Annotated in this window: 12 protein-coding genes; 7 read left to right on the plus strand and 5 right to left on the minus strand. The window is 43.5% G+C overall.

Translation table 11 applies throughout. From position 1 onward, the window contains the following. Positions 1 to 64 precede the first annotated feature (64 nt). Together BLP92_RS10145 and BLP92_RS10150 are read left to right on the plus strand one after the other, a co-directional pair. The gene (locus BLP92_RS10145) at positions 65 to 1,183 is read left to right on the plus strand and encodes a GntR family transcriptional regulator (protein ID WP_090842845.1); all 1,119 of its coding nucleotides are present in this window, start codon (positions 65 to 67) and stop codon (positions 1,181 to 1,183) included. Continuing rightward, positions 1,184 to 2,359, plus strand: coding sequence for a sn-glycerol-1-phosphate dehydrogenase (locus tag BLP92_RS10150; RefSeq protein WP_090842846.1), 1,176 nt, complete (start codon positions 1,184 to 1,186; stop codon positions 2,357 to 2,359). It abuts the gene before it with no gap. 49 nt (positions 2,360 to 2,408) lie between these two features. On the opposite strand, the gene BLP92_RS10155 is transcribed toward BLP92_RS10150, so the two are convergent. Next, positions 2,409 to 3,320, minus strand: coding sequence for a hypothetical protein (locus tag BLP92_RS10155; protein WP_090842847.1), 912 nt, complete (start codon positions 3,318 to 3,320; stop codon positions 2,409 to 2,411). A 93-nt stretch (positions 3,321 to 3,413) separates the two neighbouring features. Beyond that, entirely contained in the window at positions 3,414 to 4,076 is a 663-nt protein-coding gene (locus tag BLP92_RS10160; protein ID WP_090842848.1) for a FadR/GntR family transcriptional regulator, read from the minus strand. A gap of 958 nt (positions 4,077 to 5,034) precedes the next feature. Here BLP92_RS10160 and BLP92_RS10170 point away from each other — a divergent pair. The 4 genes from BLP92_RS10170 to BLP92_RS10185 all read left to right on the plus strand — a co-directional run bounded on the left by BLP92_RS10170 (position 5,035) and on the right by BLP92_RS10185 (position 11,146). After that, a complete protein-coding gene (locus BLP92_RS10170) occupies positions 5,035 to 6,189 on the plus strand; it encodes a mandelate racemase/muconate lactonizing enzyme family protein (protein ID WP_175444245.1) in 1,155 nt (384 codons plus the stop codon). A 56-nt stretch (positions 6,190 to 6,245) separates the two neighbouring features. Further along, positions 6,246 to 7,691 (plus strand): alpha-ketoglutaric semialdehyde dehydrogenase GucD, encoded by a 1,446-nt coding sequence (gene gucD / locus BLP92_RS10175; RefSeq protein WP_090842851.1) that lies wholly within the window; start codon positions 6,246 to 6,248, stop codon positions 7,689 to 7,691. A gap of 285 nt (positions 7,692 to 7,976) precedes the next feature. Continuing rightward, positions 7,977 to 9,401, plus strand: a complete 1,425-nt coding sequence (locus BLP92_RS10180; protein WP_090842852.1) for an ABC transporter substrate-binding protein — start codon at positions 7,977 to 7,979, stop codon at positions 9,399 to 9,401. 272 nt (positions 9,402 to 9,673) lie between these two features. Further along, a complete protein-coding gene (locus tag BLP92_RS10185; protein ID WP_175444246.1) occupies positions 9,674 to 11,146 on the plus strand; it encodes a methyl-accepting chemotaxis protein in 1,473 nt (490 codons plus the stop codon). A 544-nt stretch (positions 11,147 to 11,690) separates the two neighbouring features. On the opposite strand, the gene BLP92_RS10195 is transcribed toward BLP92_RS10185, so the two are convergent. Then, complete coding sequence (locus BLP92_RS10195) at positions 11,691 to 13,181, minus strand: alpha-N-arabinofuranosidase (RefSeq protein ID WP_090842855.1); 1,491 nt, start codon at positions 13,179 to 13,181, stop codon at positions 11,691 to 11,693. A 62-nt stretch (positions 13,182 to 13,243) separates the two neighbouring features. Beyond that, on the minus strand, positions 13,244 to 14,590 hold the full coding sequence (locus BLP92_RS10200; RefSeq protein WP_090842856.1) for an ABC transporter substrate-binding protein: 1,347 nt from the start codon (positions 14,588 to 14,590) through the stop codon (positions 13,244 to 13,246). Between the two features lie 263 nt (positions 14,591 to 14,853). Between BLP92_RS10200 and BLP92_RS10205 the strand changes: the two genes are divergently transcribed. Further along, positions 14,854 to 15,885, plus strand: a complete 1,032-nt coding sequence (locus BLP92_RS10205; RefSeq protein WP_090842857.1) for an arabinan endo-1,5-alpha-L-arabinosidase — start codon at positions 14,854 to 14,856, stop codon at positions 15,883 to 15,885. 382 nt (positions 15,886 to 16,267) lie between these two features. Here the strand turns inward: BLP92_RS10205 and BLP92_RS10210 are convergent, their stop codons facing one another. Beyond that, positions 16,268 to 17,704: a phospholipase D-like domain-containing protein gene (locus tag BLP92_RS10210; protein ID WP_090842858.1), complete on the minus strand. Its 1,437-nt coding sequence runs from the start codon at positions 17,702 to 17,704 to the stop codon at positions 16,268 to 16,270. Between the last annotated feature and the right edge of the window lie 59 nt (positions 17,705 to 17,763).

Consider the following 17,763-nt stretch of genomic DNA (forward strand, 5'->3'; position numbering starts at 1 on the left):
GTATTTCTTATTGAAACGTGTTAAAATACTTATACGGATAAGTTAAAAAGATACGAGGTGCTGTATGGAAACGAAATATAATTACGTAAAAAACCAAATAAAATCAAAGATTCTGCAGGGGTTTATTCAACCGCATCAAAAAGTAGGATCTGAAAATGAACTGATGAAAGAATACGGTGTGAGCAGGCATACAGTTCGAAAAGCGATAGATGAGCTTGCGAATGACGGCTGGATTTACAAAAAGCAGGGAGCAGGGACCTTCTGTGCGGATCGCTCCGCAGACAGAGGTTCCCGGAGCCTGCAGAAAAAGAACATTGCAGTGATTACCACTTATTTTTCGGACTATATTTTCCCAACGATTATTCGCGGGGCGGAAAGAATGCTGAGTCAAAACGGTTATCAGGTTACTGTATTCAGCACAAATAACGATATAGATCAGGAACGCCGCTGTCTGGAAGCTGTGCTTTCCCAGGAATTCGATGGTGTAATTATTGAGCCGACGAAAAGCGCGCTGCCAAATCCGAACATTAATTATTATTTAAATATCGAACGTCTTGGTATCCCTTATGTAATGATTAATGCTTACTATGAAGAACTGGAGCCTTCCCACGTTATCATGGATGACGTAGAAGGAGGGAGAGTGCAGACAGAGCATTTGTTGGAGCTTGGCCACGAACGCATTCTTGGTTTCTTTAAAAATGATGATATTCAGGGTATCAAGCGGATGAAAGGATTTATTAAAGCGCACCGGCAGGCAGGTGTCGTTCTCAGTCCGCAGAACATTGTTACTTATACCACAGAAACAAAGAATACACTGCCGCAGCAATTGTTCCGGCAAAAGCTGCAGGAAGCAAAAGATGCTCCTACCGCAATCGTGTGCTACAACGATCAAATGGCGCTGCAGCTTCTGGATGTCATCCGAGAAATGAATTTGGTGGTGCCGCGTGATATTTCTATCGTAGGCTATGATAATTCTTCTCTCTCTGTAGCTTCTGAAGTGAAGCTGACCACAGTAAAACACCCGCAGGAAGAAATGGGAATTGAAGCAGCCAAAACGATTATGAATATTATTGACGCTAAACAAAACGGAGGAGATTCTCAGGCAATTCAGCCGGTAGTCTTTCCCCCGGAAATGGTGGTCCGTCATTCTACAGATCGAGTGAGTGTAAAAGAGGTGAAATAAATGCAGTCTTTTCATGAATGGTACAATCAGCATAAAAACAATTGTACATGCGGCAGAGAGCATGAGCCTCTTCCTACAGAAGTATTTGAAATCGGCAGCGGAATTCTGGAAAAGCTGCCGCCGTTTTTAAATAAGAAGCAGCTTTCCCGCCCTCACGTGGTTTATGATAAACATACAAAAAAAGCAGCAGGAGAAGCGGTGGAAACTCTTTTAGATAAAGCAGGAATCAATTATACCGTTTCCCTGGTACCGGAAAATGAACAGGAAGATGTGCTGGCAGATGAACATGCGATTATGCATGTGCTCGTGGAGGCGCCTGCAGAGGCGGATTGTATGATTGCTGTGGGTGCAGGGACACTGCACGACATTACCCGCTTTGCAAGCTATAAGATGGGGATTCCTTTTCTCTCTGTACCGACTGCACCTTCTGTAGACGGATTTAATTCAAAAGGCGCTCCGATTGTAATGAATAAAGTGAAAAAGACGTATCAGACACAGGCTCCTATTGGACTTTTTGCCGAAATAGACATTCTCGTGGAGGCGCCGCAGGCAATGGTGGCTGCAGGATTTGCAGATATGCTTGGTAAATATACTTCGCTTGCTGACTGGAAATTCAGCAGACTAACTGCAGATGAGCCTTTTTGTGATGCTTCCTATCATATGACAAAAGAGGCGCTGGAAAACTGTGTAAACCATGCGGAAAAAATAGCAGTACGGGATGCAGCTGGAATGGAGTATTTAATTGCAGCGCTGATTCAGTCTGGTATGGCAATGTCACTGTTTGGACATTCCCACCCGGCTTCTGCAGCGGAACACCACCTTTCTCATTTCTGGGAAATGAAGTTCTTGAAAGAGGACCGTAAGCAGCTCCTGCACGGGGAAAAAGTCGGCGCAGCATGTGGTATTATTGCGGAGCATTATCATAATAATAAGCAGTGGATTATAGATAACAGCCCTGCAAAAGAGCAAAACAGTGTGGCTGATATCCTCGAGGAAATTCCTTCAGGGGAAGAAGTACGCCGTATTTTAAAGCTTGTCGGCGGAAAAACTACGGCAGAGGAACTTGGAATTGCGCAGTCCTGGGTGGAAGAAGGGCTGCAGGAAGCACATCATATCCGGGATCGGCATACCATGCTGCGGTTATTGAATGAACAAAAAAGAGCTTCCAATACATAAAAGCAGCAGGCGCTCAATCAATAGAGCAGCGCCTGCTGCTTTTTCAGCTTTAAAGAGCGTAGGTAATAGAAGTAGACTGCACTGTTTCCGCATACCTTTTTAAGGTTTCTATGCCGACAGCTGCCCGGTGTACTTTTTCTTTCGCCTGACTGACCGATACTGCTTCCAGATGGACACCTGAAGGATAAATGTTTGCAGCATTGCGAAGTCCGAATTTTAAATATACGGGAGCTGCAATCCTCACAATCTCCGGAAGTTCATAATAGCGGAGAAACCCCCCGAGATTATCAGGAGATTCAATATATAAATCGAGCGGGGCAAATAATGCTTCTCGAAATGCAGCTATTTTAGGCAGAGTGAGGTCTCCGGGAATATTTAACGTAGTGCCGCCCAATTCCTGCATGATTTTCCCTGTAACCGGGTTGGGAGGACTCATGAGGGCCGATACTTTTAATACAAGTTCTTTCGGCAGATCGCCGTTCATTTTCGCCTGGTCAATCAGCCAGAGAAGTCCTTCATCAGCTATTAGAAGACTGCGGATTCCAAGGTCTACTGCGCGGAACACATCTTCCAGGGCGTAGGCAAGCTGGTCCATTCCAGAATGCCTCCATCCAAGCAGATTCCCGGAATCACTGTACGCACTCCCGCCAATGTCGAAGTTCATTCTCGGACCAATGAAGAGGCAAACTTCTATGCTTTCCTGTCTGCCCATTTCCACCATATCCGCTATTTCTTTGTCGCTTAACAGCATAATGCCGCTACCCTGAGACACGCGGTTCACTTTTACTCCGAGTTTTTTTGCTTCTGTAATTACAGCCTCCATCGTTGCAGCTCCTTCGACAGAGGGAATTTCAATCCGGTATTGTCCGCCGTCGTCAAACGTCTGTGTAGAAGAGATTAAATCATAGCCATCCTGCACAGGAAACTCCATTTTGTGAAGAAATTCTCTTGCTCTAAGCATCTTGATCACCAGCCTTTTCATGAGAATAGTAAAGTATGTTTTTATAAAGAATAAAATGAGCAGCTTTTGTTTTTTTTACAGCACTTAAGAGAACTAATATTTTAAGTCAGTTAACAGATCAATTATATGTGCTTTCATCAGCCTCCGTGCCTGGGAAGGGTTTCGGTCATTAATCGCTTTGGCAATAAGGATATGGTAGCTGACTGCTTTTTCATTCTGGGATTTTATGCGCATGGAATGTTTGCGGCTTTCGTAGAGCAGATCTCCGATAATCGTCACCATTTCCAGCAGGATATCATTTTTAGCGCCTTTCGCAATTAATTCATGGAACTTAATATCTTCGTATAAAAAGTCTTCTCCTTTTAAAAACTTTTTCTCCATCAAGCGGGCGTACTTCAGTATTTCTTTTAATTCTTCCATCGTTCCATCTTCTGCGACTAAAGCTGCAAGTTCGGGTTCTATGATCAATCTGGCTCTGGAAAGCTGTTCAATAGAGGATTTCTCTAAAAAATCAAGCTGTTCAGACGGCTTTTCTCCAAGTTCCTGCTCTACATAAGTACCGCGTCCCTGTTCTACTTTTAATATTTTCTGCTGACTGAGAATACGGATGGCTTCCCTTACGGAGGAGGCACCGACTCCCAGATCTTCTGAAAGCTGCTGAACGGTGGGAATTTTATCTCCGGGCTTCCATTCACCTGCTCTGATTTTTTTCTCTATTGCTTCATATACTACTTGGTAAATTAGCTTCTTTTTCATCTTTAAACACCTTATTTCTAAAAAGTGAACTGCCTGAACTGTTTATGAGGAGTTCCTTTGTTTTCTATAGCTTATCAGCTCTTCGAAAACTTCGCACCCGCCCGGCAGGGTCAGTGAAGAGGGGTATCCACTAAAAAAGTTTAATTAAAGGTGAAATAGAGATAGGCATTTTCTAAGAAGACTACCATGAAATCAAAAGTACAGTGGCTGGTTCTATATGTCGCTGCGCTAACGGCGGAGGCTTACTCGAGGGCTTGTCTTCGACTAATTTCTCTATCGCTGCGCGCTTTCGAAATGGATTCTCAGACGGCGCTGATCCTCTGAGTGTCCCCGCCTTCGCTTCGCAAAAGCAGAAGTTTTCATTGGCTGTGGTGAAGCTTTTTGCTTCATGGGCGACTACTATGAAAACAAAACTCTTTTTTAAAACAGGAGAGTTCTTATTGCTGCTCTACTTTCGGCGAAGGCTTGCTGGAGGGCTTGTTCTCGACTAATTCTTCCGAAGTTCTTCTTCGGAAGAATGGATTCTCGAACTTCGCTGATCCTCTCAGCGTCTCCGCCTTCGCTTCGCAGCAGTGGTAATTTTCATTGTCTGTGTCTTTTGCAATACTGCGTTGTTTAAAGAGCGACTGCAGTTCCTTTTTCTTCGATTGCTGCAAGGCTTCATACGATGATCAGTCTCCTGGTTTAACATAATCATTAAGAAATGTGATTATTCATCATACTAATTTTTGTTTCAGGAAAGAATTCAGTAGCTGCAAACGCCTCCTTCAGCATTTGTCATGAAGCACAATTGCGGATAAATACCACAAAAAACATTAATTTATCAGAAAATTCTTAATTTCATATTTACATCCTATAATATTTATCATATGATTGCAATATATTAAAAATACATCAGATGAATTTATCGTATTTGGAAAAATTACAAGCTTACTTAATTTTACTGGGAGGTCCGCAGATGAAAATTACGGATATTAAAACGTACATTGTAGGCAACGGATGGAAAAATTGGGTTTTTGTAAAAATGGAAACTGACGAAGGCATTCATGGAATCGGGGAAGCAACGCTTAATGGATTTGGAAAAACTGTTGAAGCGGCTATACATGAATTAAAGCCATACGTGATAGGGAAAGATCCATTTGATGTAGAAATGCATTCTTTAAAGATGTTCCGGGATGTATTTTCAGATGGGGGACAGATTCAAGGCGCCGCACTGTCGGGGATTGAATTCGCATGCTGGGATATTAAAGGGAAAAAGCTTGGAGTGCCGGTGTACAAGCTGCTGGGAGGAAAATGCCACGATCATCTGCGGGTGTACGCAAATGGGTGGTATACCGGAGAGCGGACTCCTGAAAATTTCTACAGTATGGCAAAAAAAGTAATAGAAAAAGGCTACACTGCTTTAAAATTCGACCCCTTTGGCTCTTCATGGAAGGCAGTGGACAGACAGGATTTTAAATTAGCAATCGATTTAATCGGAGCTGTCAGAGATGCTGTTGGAGAAGATGTAGATATATTGATTGAAGGACATAATCGTTTCAGTGTTCACACAGCTTTAAGGTTTGCAGAGGAGATGGCCATTTACAGTCCAACCTGGTTTGAGGCGCCTGTTCCGCCGCAGAGTGTATCTGCAATGATCGAAGTAGCAAAACGGAGTCCTGTTCCAATAGCCTGCGGCGAGGATTATTACTGTAAAGAACAATTTGCAGAGCTGCTTTCACATAATCAGGTGCATATTATTCAGCTGGAGCCGCAGTTTATGGGTCTGACAGCAGCCAAGCAGGTAGCAGGGATGACAAATGCGTTTAACGGGGTAATTGCTCCGCACAGTGCACAGGGCCCGCTGTGCTCTATCGTATGTGCACATTTAAACACGGCAACGCCGAACTTCTTTATTCATGAAATATTTGATGATTTTAATGCACCGTGGACGCAGGATATATTAACGCATACCCTGGATGTTAAAGATGGATACATTGAAGTGAGCGATCGTCCGGGCTGGGGGACAGATTTAAACCTTGAAGAAATCAGCAAACACCCGTACAAGCGGGAAAATTTCCTCGCGCTTTTCAGGGACGGCTGGGAAAAAAGAGAGCCGGTAGAAAATTTCTAAACTTTCTTTCCATTGCAGCAGGAGAAGCTAGAAATAGATAAAAGGAGGAATTAAGTGTGGCGGTACAATTAAATTACATTGCTGGGGAACAGAAAGCTTCCCGATCAGGAGATACAAAGGAAGTGGTGAATCCTGTAAACCAGCAGACAGTGGGTGAAATTCAGCTGTCAAACGAGCAGGACTTAAATGAAGCAGTAGAAGCAGCCTGGAATGCAAAAAAAGCATGGAAAAAGCTCGCAGGTGCAGAGCGGGGCAGCTATCTGTATAAGGCGGCAGATCTTCTGGAGCAGAACGTGGACAACATTGCAGAAACAATGACAAAAGAAATGGGAAAAACACTTCCGGAAGCCAAAGGAGAAACAATGCGCGGAGCTGCCATCCTTCGTTATTACGCTGGAGAGGGCATGAGGAAAACCGGCGATGTTATTCCTTCCACAGACAGCGGAGCTTTTATGTACACGACGCGTGCACCGCTCGGCGTAGTGGGAGTCATTACTCCGTGGAACTTTCCTGTAGCGATTCCTGTATGGAAAATTGCACCGGCATTAATTTATGGAAATACTGTAGTGTTTAAGCCGGCAACGGAAACTGCAGTGACAGCAGGTAAAATCATGGACTGTTTTTACGAAGCGGGACTGCCGGAGGGTGTACTGAATATGGTTACCGGACCGGGCTCGGTAATCGGCCAGGGGCTTGTAGAACATCCGAAAGTAGCAGGCATTACTTTTACGGGCTCTGATACTACCGGCAAAGGAATTGGCCAGGCGGCTTTTGCAAGAGGGGCAAAGTATCAGCTTGAAATGGGAGGTAAGAATCCTGTAATTATTGCTGCAGATGCAGATCTGGATAAAGCGGTGGAAGGAACAGTCAGCGGTGCTTTTCGTTCTACCGGGCAGAAGTGTACAGCTACCAGCAGGGTGCTGATCCACAGCAGCGTGAAAGAAGCGTTTATGCAGAAGCTCTTTACAAGAATGAAGGATATTAATATTGGAGACGGGCTGCAGGAAGGAGTCTGGATGGGACCCTGCGCATCGGAGGCGCAGATGAACTCCGTACTTGCGTATATTGAAAAAGGTAAAGAAGAAGGCGCAAAGCTCGTGTATGGCGGAAATCGGTGGACCAGTGGAGAGTATAAAGATGGTTATTTTGTAGAACCGACAGTGTTTGATGAAGTGAAATCTCATATGGCGATTGCACAGGAGGAAATATTCGGTCCGGTTATCGGTGTGCTGACATTTGAAAATATAGAAGAAGCATTTGAATTGGCAAATGATACGAATTTTGGCCTGAGTGCTTCGATTTATACACAAAATATAAGTTCCATGCTTCAATTTATTGAGGATGTAGACGCTGGATTAGTAAGAATTAATGCAGAAACAGCAGGGGTGGAGCTGCAGGCGCCTTTTGGAGGAATGAAAGACTCCAGTTCCCATTCCCGGGAGCAGGGAGAAGCAGCAAAAGAATTCTTTACTTCTATTAAAACAGTGTTTGTAAAAGGGTAGATTCATTCATTTATTTTACGTTTATATCTGATAAGTATGGGGTCCCAGGTTTGAATAGACTGCGTACCCTAAAGAAAAGCTAAATTCGGATAAGGCAGAAACGCATTATGTCAGAGGGAGGATTTCCGCACGGCTCGCCTTCCGCTGACGCTGCCTGAATTTTATACTTTGTTTAAGGGGGTGCGACCCGCTTCTGCCCAAAAGGGCCTGTTAGATTATTTCATTCAGGGTAATATTTTTATTTACCTAAATGTAAGCGCTTTATTAAATTAAGGAGGGGAAATAATGAAAAAAGCATTATTATTAGTGGCGCCGGGATTGCTTTTCTTAGCTGCTTGCGGAGGAAATGGGGATAATGAAGAATTAAATGCAGAAGAGAGTGTCAATGCAGAAGAAGAAAACATGGATGAAGGAAATGAAGAAGCGGCTGGCGGCGGGGATGCCGCTGGTGGGGAAGAAGGAATGGAAGAGCAGGTCGTAGTTGGGGATGATATTGAAGGTGCAACAGAATTAACATTCTGGAACTTCCAGGCGCTCCACTCCGGATTCTTTGAAGATGCGGTTAACAGATGGAATGAGGAATATCCGGACCGGCCGATTCAGCTGACAGCCGAAACCTATCCATTTGATCAGATGCATAATAATTTGCTGCTGTCGCTTCAATCTGGATCAGGGGCACCGGATATCGCTGATATTGAAATCGCACAGTTTGCAAACTTTCTTTTAGGAGACGTGCAGCTGGAATCAATGAACGAGCATGTAGAGCCGGAGCTGGAAAACTTTGTGGAATCCCGATTTGATATTTACGCAAAAGATGGACAGTACTATGGGCTGCCAACGCATGTAGGTGCCACAGTCATGTATTACAATGAAGAAATTATGGAAGAAGCCGGCGTGGATATTGATTCCATCGAAACATGGGATGATTACGTAGAAGCGGGGCATGCGGTAGTAGAAAACACAGATGCGGTCATGACGACGGTAGAATCAGATGAGCACTGGACTTTCTGGCCGCTGATCAGCCAGCGCGGCTCAGACTATTTTGATGAGAACGGAGAAATGATTCTTGATAATGAGATTAACGTAGATACGCTGCAGTTTATTCACGATTTAGTATATGAAGAGGAAATCGCATCACTTGCTCCAGGAGGGGCACACCACGCGGAAGAGTACTATGGATTTATGAATGGAGGCGGGGCAGCTTCTCTGGTAATGCCAATGTGGTACATGGGACGGTTCCTCGATTATATGGAGGATCTTGACGGGAAAATGCAGATTCGTCCACTGCCGATGTGGGAAGAAGGCGGCAATCGTTCTGCAGGAATGGGCGGTACCGGGACAGTTGTTACAAATCAGGCGGAAGATCCGGAACTTGCAAAAGACTTCCTGGCATTCGCTAAGCTGACGGAAGAAAGTAACATTAAGCTGTGGGAGATTTTAGGATTTGATCCACCGCGCCATGATGTATGGGATTCAGAGGAAATGATGGCAGACAACCGCTTCTATGATTATTTCCATGATGATATCTTTGAAATTCTTCTTGAAGTTCGTGATGAAATTAATGACTTGAATATTACAGAATACACCCCGGACGCCCAGCAGGAAATACACGCCAACGTAATGCACTCCGTCCTGCGTGATCAGAGCAGCACACCAGAAGAAGCGCTGGATGCAGCAGCAGAGGCAGTCCGAAGCAGAATGGTGGATTAAAGCAGCAGGTAATTGACTATACGCCTTTCACACTTTCCCCTGTCCCAGGTAATTAACCTGGGACAGGGGATTTTATATTATTATAATAATTTACTTTGAACGCCCTTTTTATTCTCAAAATTAGAGTTGGCCTGCTGCAGGGTTCATTTTTATAAATGTTTAATTAGAAAATGCTTTTATGTGTCAACAACCATCAAATTAAACCGATATAATACAAAGTACTATTTGTTTTAGAGGAAATAGTTACATACTAGTATTTATGGGGGATGAACATGGAAACAGTACAGCAAATGAAGCAACAAGATTTACAGCAGAAAAACTATTTAGCTTTTGGATTATTTACCTTTACGCTGCTTGCAGCTGGGTTAATGAGTTTATTTAAACAAGACATAGGGACAACATTTATTTATATTACAGAGATAGTTGTTCTTACTGCTGTTTTTGTTATTTTTACTTATGTGGTGAAAAAACCAGGGTGGTTTCCTTTAATCCTTGTTTTGCTTAGTTATATTTTCACTTATACAGGGATTTTCCTTACTGGCGGAGGCATGACAATAACCGTAATATACTTCTTCTTACTATTTTTAGCTGCAATACATTTATTCCGTTATGTGCTGATCATCGGAGCTGCAGCAGGTATGGTGGGGCATTATTTAAACAGTGTATTCAGTACGGTGGATTCAATGGTCCTCCAGGAAAACTTTTCTACGATCCTACTCACCTATATTTTAGCTTCCATCCTTGCTTATGCGATTGTCTCGCTTAGTTCGAAGCAGATGAAGCAGTTGGAAATGTTTTTATCACAGAGTGAAAAGGATACGCAGGAAAAAGAACAATCAAGAAAAACACTGCAGACCCAGGTGAATCAGCTTGTGGGGAATATTGCAGAAGTAAGTGCTATTGTACAGGAAAATATTCAGTCGCAGTCAGAAATGGCAAGCGCGGTAAATGAGATTGCAATAGGAAGTACTTCCCAGAGTCAGCAGATTCAAACTATTTCTACGGATGCGGAAGAAATGAGGGGGAATATGCAGCATATCCGCACAGGTGCGCTCCAGCTTACAAATACTTCAAAGGCAGCAGAGACCAGAACAGCAGAAGCAGCAGATCATTCTGAAAAGTTAAATCAGGAGATGGAGATTTACGAAAGAAAATTAAGTGAACTGAACCTGAACTTTCAAAGACTTACTGAAAAGATAAAAGAAACAAATACACTGTCTCAGGATATTATTCAGGTCAGCGAGCAGACCAACTTACTTGCTTTAAACGCTTCGATAGAAGCTGCTCGTGCGGGAGAAGCCGGAAAGGGTTTCGCAGTGGTTGCTGATGAAATTCGTAAACTGGCAGAGACATCCAATACCGCAGCAGAAAAAATTACTGCGAACCTGCGGGACGTAAATAGTACGAATGATGAAGCACTAAAGCAAATGACTGATAGCCGTTCTACACTCTCCCTGCAAAAAGAAAAAACAGCAAATGTATATACAGCTCTTCAGGAACTCGGTTCTGTGATGAAAGAGATTCAGGAAACAGTGGTATCATTTAATGAGCAGGCAGAGATGACAGAAGCTACAGCGGCCAGAATAGATGCAACAACTTCTGACCTGGCATCTGTTATTGAGCAGGCTTCTGCTGGAGCTCAGGAAGTCAGTGCTACCATTGAAAACTTAAATGTACAGAATGGCTCAATTGGAGAGCAGATGAAAACTACAGAACAGACAATACGCAGTTTGGCTGATAATTAAAATAGAAAAGAAGCCGGTGCGGGTTTTATATAAAATAGTAAGAACTCATCGTGGATTTTCAGAATTTTTTTCAATAGTGAACGGCGTAGACATCTGTGAATTTCAAAGTACATCCTGAAGAGCCTTTCCAGTACTTTTAGGTATTAGAAATAGCTGAAGAAGAGTCCCGCGGCAAGCTTCCGTGTGAAGGTGAATGAGAACCCTATACGTCGAAATTCATAAATGCAGGCAATTCTTACTTAATAAACCAACAGCCGCTCCAATTCTGTGAAAGAATTGGAGCGGCTGTTATTTACCATTTACTTCCTTCAGGGTGGGAACAGTGCTGATCCGGCCGGGAAGCGATATAAGAGACAATGTAACCTGAATGCTTACAGGTGTAGTTTTCCAAGGAAGAACAGGAGAGGCAGGTTTTTAAACGCCTTTCCTGTTCTTTCTCTGATATACCGTGCTCGGCTTGATCTGTGTAATCATCCGGGTTAATCGTCTGCTCATGACCACAGCTCTTGCAGTGTCTCATATCACACACCTACTTTTCGGTTCATTATTTCGCAGATACCGTTATAACAGAAACAGATTTAGCTGGAATCTGCACGTTCAGTGTTTCGCCGGAAAGATCGAGTCCTTCCATTTTTTCAGGTTTCACTGTGTCTGGATCCTTAAAAGTGTTATGGGCATTATTTTCCTCTGCAGTAAGGATCGTTCCTTGGACCTTGGAAGGGGTGTCTGTTAAACCTCTTAAAGAAATGGATAATGGAACCTCTTTATTTGGATCAATATTACAGATACTGATATTTAATTCTCCTTGTTCATTTTTCGATGCAGAAACACTCAGCTGCTGAATTTCTCTTTCATCATTACTGTAGACAGGAGAGCTTACCTCAACCGGTACGTAAGCAGCGTCGTGATGTACTTTGAACATGTCGAATACATGATACGTAGGTGTCAGAAGCATATCACTTCCGTCTGTTAAAATCATTGCCTGCAGTACATTCACTGTCTGCGCAATATTTGCCATCTGCACCCGCTCATGATGTTTATGGAAAATATTAAAGTGAACACCTGCGACAAGGGCATCCCGGATCGTATTCTGCTGATAAAGAAATCCAGGGTTTGTTCCTGGCTCCACGTCAAACCAAGTGCCCCATTCGTCCACAATAATTGCGACGTTTTTATCAGGATCGTATTGATCCATGATCGCGGAGTGGCGTGTAATCAGTTCATCCATCCAGAAAGCTTTTTTCATCGTTTTGTACCATTCATCCTCTGAAGGATCAAGGGCAGCTCCTTTTCCCTTCCAGAAGTGGCCTGGAATCGTATAATAATGAAGGCTCAATCCATCCATAAATGGCGTGCTGTACTTCATGAGAACTTCCGTCCAGTTATAGTCATCTATATTTGCTCCGCCGGCAATTTTATAAATTTTATTTTCTCCGTAATCTCTCACATACGTCTGATACTGCCTGTAAAGATCTGAATAATATTCGGGGCGCATATTACCGCCGCAGCCCCAGTTTTCGTTGCCTACGCCAAAATATTTCAGTTTCCATGGCTTTTCACGCCCGTTTTCTTTTCTCCAGTCGGCCATTGGAGATTCTCCATCCATCGTCATATACTCCACCCATTCAGACATCTCCTGGACAGTGCCGCTGCCGACATTACCTGCCACGTAAGGTTCTGTATCAAGCATTTCGCACAGAAGCATAAATTCATGAGTTCCGAAATGATTGTTTTCTGTCACGCCGCCCCAGTGTGTGTTGATCATTTTCTTTCGGTTTTCACGCGGGCCGACACCGTCCTTCCAATGATATTCATCAGCAAAACAGCCGCCGGGCCAGCGAAGTACTGGAATATTGATGTTACGAAGTGCTTCCACTACATCATTGCGGATTCCTTTGGTGTTTGGAATAGATGAATCTTCCCCTACCCAAAAGCCTTCGTAAATACAGCGTCCTAAGTGCTCGGAGAAGTGTCCGTAAATATTTTTGTTAATCATACCCTTTGTATTATCATAGTTAATGTTTAATTGTGCCATTCGTAAGTGCCTCCTCAAAATCTATGTAGTCCGGCAGGAATCTTTCCTGCCGGAACAAATTGTTATTCTTCTTCTTCCATCTGTTCTTCTGTCTGTCCTGATTCAATCATTTCAATCGCTCTATCCAAAGATTCTTCCACCGTCATATCGTTGGAGCGGAATAATTCATTAAAGATGTTCGTTGTAAGTTCATTATTTACTGAAGGAGTATCCGAAGTAATGTTTACCGGGTTCACCTCGTCACGGATTTCCACCAGAATATCAAAAATATCGTCGTGGAAGAAATCAAAATATTCTTCCGCTTCCATCATTGCCGGATCGTCCCAGACATCATGCCGTGGAGGATCAAATCCTAAGTCCTGCCAAAGAGCAATGTTGCCTTCTTCTGACAGCTTTGCTTCAGCGAGGAAAGCAGTGGCAAGTTCTGCATTTTCCGTCTGATTTGTAACGACTGTTCCGGTACCGCCCATTCCCGCAGAACGGTTGCCGCCTTCTTCCCACATTGGAAGCGGCCGGATCTGGATTTTTCCATCAAGGTCTTCCATGTAGTCCATAAAACGGCTCATATACCACATTGGCATCATAACAGAAGCGGCGCCGCCTTCATTCATAAATCCATAGTACTCTTCCGCATGATGCATCCCGCCTGGAGCTACCTGAGCAATCTCACGCTCATGAATCATGTCTCGGATAAATTCAAGGGTTTCGACATTGACTTCATTATCCAGTGTCAAGTTTCCATCTTCATCAATAAAGTCAGAGTCCTGCTGACTGATCATGGACCAGTATACGAATACATCTTCTGTCTCAAAGGTCGTCATTACTGCATCGGTATTCGCCGTGACCTGTTCTCCTGCTTCTACATAGTCGTCCCACGTTTCAATAGAGTCAATATCCACGCCGGCTTCTTCCATGATTTCTTCATTATAATACATCACTGTTGCCCCCACGTGGGAAGGAAGGCCGTAATATTCTCCATTTGCCCCGTAGATATCGAATCGGGATTCCACGAAGTTCTCCAGCTCCGGCTCTACATGCTCTGTCATAGACTCAAATTGAATCTCTCCCTGCAGATAATCGGGGAACCTGTTAATTTCAATGTCTACAATATCAGGAGCACCGCTTCCGGATTGAAGTGACATAAGCAGGTTATTGTGCATTTGGTCATATGGATACACTTCTGCTTTCAACGTAATCTGATTATCAGGATTCTCTTCATTCCATCTCTCTAAAGCGCTTTCATAAATGCCAATGTGCACATCGGCAAATGTCCAGAAGGTAAGTTCCGTCGCATCTTCTGCGTCTTCTCCCAGGGTAACTTCTTCAGAGGCACCTTCCTCCGCATTCCCGCCACCGCATCCTGCTATCAGTAATGGGAGGGATAAAAGTGACCAGCTAAGCTTTTTCATTATACATTCCTCCTTAAATTGTACGTAATAAGATTTTATTTTCAAATATAAAATAAAACTTATACGTATATGTACAAATTAATTATAGCGCTTTCAAAGTTGGAAAACAATGGGTGGAGAGAATTTAATTTATTTTCTGACTATTTTACTATATATTGATTTTATCTAATAAATATTTATCTAAAATTAAATTTAATCAGCATATCAAAATTAACTTATTCGTATATGTTGTGTATAATAGACGATAAATTAAAAATGGAGGGATGAATTTGTTTAAAAAAATTACAATAAGCATCTGTGTGGTGTTAATTGCTGGGTGTGCCGGGGAATCAGAAGAAGAAAATACAGGAGAACCAGCAGCAGAAGCCGGGATGCTTACGATGGAAGGGGATACAGGAGACTATGTACCGGGAGAGACAGATGATCCCGCGCATGACCCGGCAATGACAGAAAAAGATGGCACCTATTATGTATTTTCTACAGGAATAGAAAGAGATCCGGCAGATCCTGGGGGGATTTTTGTCAGAGAATCTTCAGGAACGGTGGCCGGACCATGGGAGTCCATTGGGGAAATACCAACGCCGGAATGGGTGGAAGAATATCAGCCAAATCATTTATGGGCTCCACAGGTTCATGAAGATGAAGGGACTTATTACCTATATTATGCAGCTTCTTCGTTTGGGTCTAACAACTCTGCAATCGGGGCAGCGGTCTCTGAAACTCCTGGTGATCCAGAAAGCTGGGAAGATCAGGGACCTGTCATTACTTCCGGTTATGGGGAGACAGATTACAATGCGATAGATCCGCATGTATTTGAAGCAGAAGGAGATCTATGGATGGTGTTTGGGTCTCACTTCAGCGGGATTCAGCTGACGAGGATGGAGGACCCTCTTACTGCTTCAGAAGAAACTTCTATGATCGCTTCCAGGCCGGAAGACGAACACAATGCAATTGAAGCACCTACTATTATAGAAAGAGACGGATACTATTATCTGTTTACCTCGTGGGATCAATGCTGCTCCGGTACAGACAGCACTTATAAAATAGCTTATGGCCGGGCTGAATCTGTGGAAGGGCCTTATGAAGATGAAGACGGGACGCTGTTAAGTGAAGGAGGAGGCAACATCCTGCTGGAAAGCGAAGGGGCACAGATAGGGCCAGGCGGACAGGACATTTATCGTGAAGAAGAACAGGATTACCTCGTACATCATTATTACGATGGAGATGCTGATGGAGTCATCCGCATGCAGGTAAGAGAGCTTTCCTGGGAAGACGGCTGGCCGGTATTAGAATAAACTTTTAACAGAGACACTCATGCAAAATTTTTGCACCATGAAGTATGAAAATTAATACTACTGTGGAACGAAGGAGAGGACACCCAAAGGGGCAGCGCCGTTCGAGAATCCAAGTGACCTTCTGGAAGGTCACGAAGCACGAGCGGAATCGATCCTGGTTCTTCAAGACAGCATGGCGGTCTCTGCCATGCTGTCTGTGGATCCGATGGAAGCCGTGCCCTGTGAGAGAAATTAGTCGAGAACAAGCCCTTGGGTAAGCCTCTCCGAAAATGAAGCAGCAGTATTACTTCTTTTTAGCGGAACTTTTATTTTCAAGGTAGTCTGCTTTATAAATGCTTGAACACGGGAAAGCAAACCAGCTTTCCCGTGTTTTTTACGTTTTCTAAAAAAGGTGTTCAAAGAAATAGGTGACGGCAGCCCAGAGTCTTCTGCCAGCTGCTTTTGAAAATGGAACTTCCGCTTCTTCCACTTGCTCACTTTCCTCATAGGAACCATCTTCCTTTACTTCTAAACTTTCCTCGTCTATCAAAGCATCCAGCTGCTGTGTCAACGCTGCGGCGACTTCTTCGCTATCAATGATAAGCATACTCTCTGTGCTGATATACGCACTGCGGGGATCCAGATTAAAAGAACCAACGGCACTGATCCTATCGTCAATTACATAAGATTTCCCATGAATGGACTGTTCAGGTCCCTGATACTCATATAAATTAATAGAAGAAGCAGCAAGCTCTTCCCTGTAGCTGCCGCCATACCTGGAATACGTAGGAAGGTTAGGAGTGGCCGCCAAAGAATTTGTTAACAGGGTAATTTCAATATTTTCTGCTGTACCCCAGTGCTGTCTCATATTATCTGAAGGAATAACAAAAGGACTCTGCATATAAACAGAACTTTCTGCGCCTGCTATTAAATTTGTTAAATCCTCCCACACCCAAGGCTCCTTATTCATTCTTTCTACAGGGTTATGGATAAAGGAAGCTTCCTGTACAGTGTGTGTATTTTCTTCCCACGAGAGTTCTTCTAAAAAGAGATGCTCATGAGTGGCTGTATAAGAAGCATAAGTGTCTCTCAGCTCTGCTAATTTTCTTTCTCCAGCTTCTTCGTCTTCGATTGTTAAATTATCGGACGCCGGCTGAGAAAAGTCATGATTCCAGACCAGATCAAAGTATGTCTGCATTTCTTCCAGGGCCGTGCCGGCTGGATCGCGGTTTTCCGGGACGAATAATACAGCATCTCGGTCATTCGTTGCACCTTCGTAATCTGCAGGCGCAAAATAGCGGTCTCCAATATTTCTGCCGGTAATCATCGCCAGGTTATTATCAGAAATAATTAACTTATCATGGAGTCTGTTGTTCCAAGTCCAGGGCCGGACAAGATCAAGCGGTTCGTAAAACCTGAGTTCTATCGACGGGTGTGCTGCAAAAGCGTGAATAATTCCAGCTTCTTCTCCTCTTAAATTATGAAATAAACCGTCCAGAAGCAGACGTACCTCTACATCTCTATCCGCTGCTTCTACAAGAGAGGAGTAGAAAATTTCACTTGCAAAGCCATCCGTTACTTTAAACATCGTTACATCGAGCGTTTCTTCAGCTTCTGCTTTCATTCGATTCCGGTAAGCCTTCGATTCCTGCCTTCCTTCTAAAAGACCTATTCTTTCTATAGAAGCTTCTTCTCCATAAAAACGATCTATATTTCTCTCCTCCGTTATATCCTCCGGTGCGGGCACAGTTAATTGAAAAAGCAGTGCGCCTGTGATCCATGCATAAATAAAATATATGCCAATCAGCAGGGCTGCACTGATCATCAGTTTCTTCAGCATAAAACACCTCTTCTAAAACAGTTGTCGTTCTTATTCCATACCCTCGCCTGCATAAAATT

The sequence above is a fragment of the Alkalicoccus daliensis genome (assembly GCF_900103955.1).
GTDB classification, from domain to species: domain Bacteria; phylum Bacillota; class Bacilli; order Bacillales; family Salisediminibacteriaceae; genus Alkalicoccus; species Alkalicoccus daliensis.

Bases quoted from the DNA above. Each gene is read 5' to 3' on its own strand.
- BLP92_RS10195 (WP_090842855.1), bottom strand. From the start codon at position 13,181: ATGGCACAATTAAACATTAACTATGATAATACAAAGGGTATGATTAAC.
- BLP92_RS10155 (WP_090842847.1), bottom strand. From the start codon at position 3,320: ATGCTTAGAGCAAGAGAATTTCTTCACAAAATGGAGTTTCCTGTGCAG.
- BLP92_RS10160 (WP_090842848.1), bottom strand. From the start codon at position 4,076: ATGAAAAAGAAGCTAATTTACCAAGTAGTATATGAAGCAATAGAGAAA.
- BLP92_RS10200 (WP_090842856.1), bottom strand. From the start codon at position 14,590: ATGAAAAAGCTTAGCTGGTCACTTTTATCCCTCCCATTACTGATAGCA.
- BLP92_RS10145 (WP_090842845.1), top strand. From the start codon at position 65: ATGGAAACGAAATATAATTACGTAAAAAACCAAATAAAATCAAAGATT.
- BLP92_RS10205 (WP_090842857.1), top strand. From the start codon at position 14,854: ATGAATTTGTTTAAAAAAATTACAATAAGCATCTGTGTGGTGTTAATT.
- BLP92_RS10170 (WP_175444245.1), top strand. From the start codon at position 5,035: ATGAAAATTACGGATATTAAAACGTACATTGTAGGCAACGGATGGAAA.
- BLP92_RS10150 (WP_090842846.1), top strand. From the start codon at position 1,184: ATGCAGTCTTTTCATGAATGGTACAATCAGCATAAAAACAATTGTACA.
- BLP92_RS10185 (WP_175444246.1), top strand. From the start codon at position 9,674: ATGGAAACAGTACAGCAAATGAAGCAACAAGATTTACAGCAGAAAAAC.
- BLP92_RS10180 (WP_090842852.1), top strand. From the start codon at position 7,977: ATGAAAAAAGCATTATTATTAGTGGCGCCGGGATTGCTTTTCTTAGCT.
- BLP92_RS10210 (WP_090842858.1), bottom strand. From the start codon at position 17,704: ATGCTGAAGAAACTGATGATCAGTGCAGCCCTGCTGATTGGCATATAT.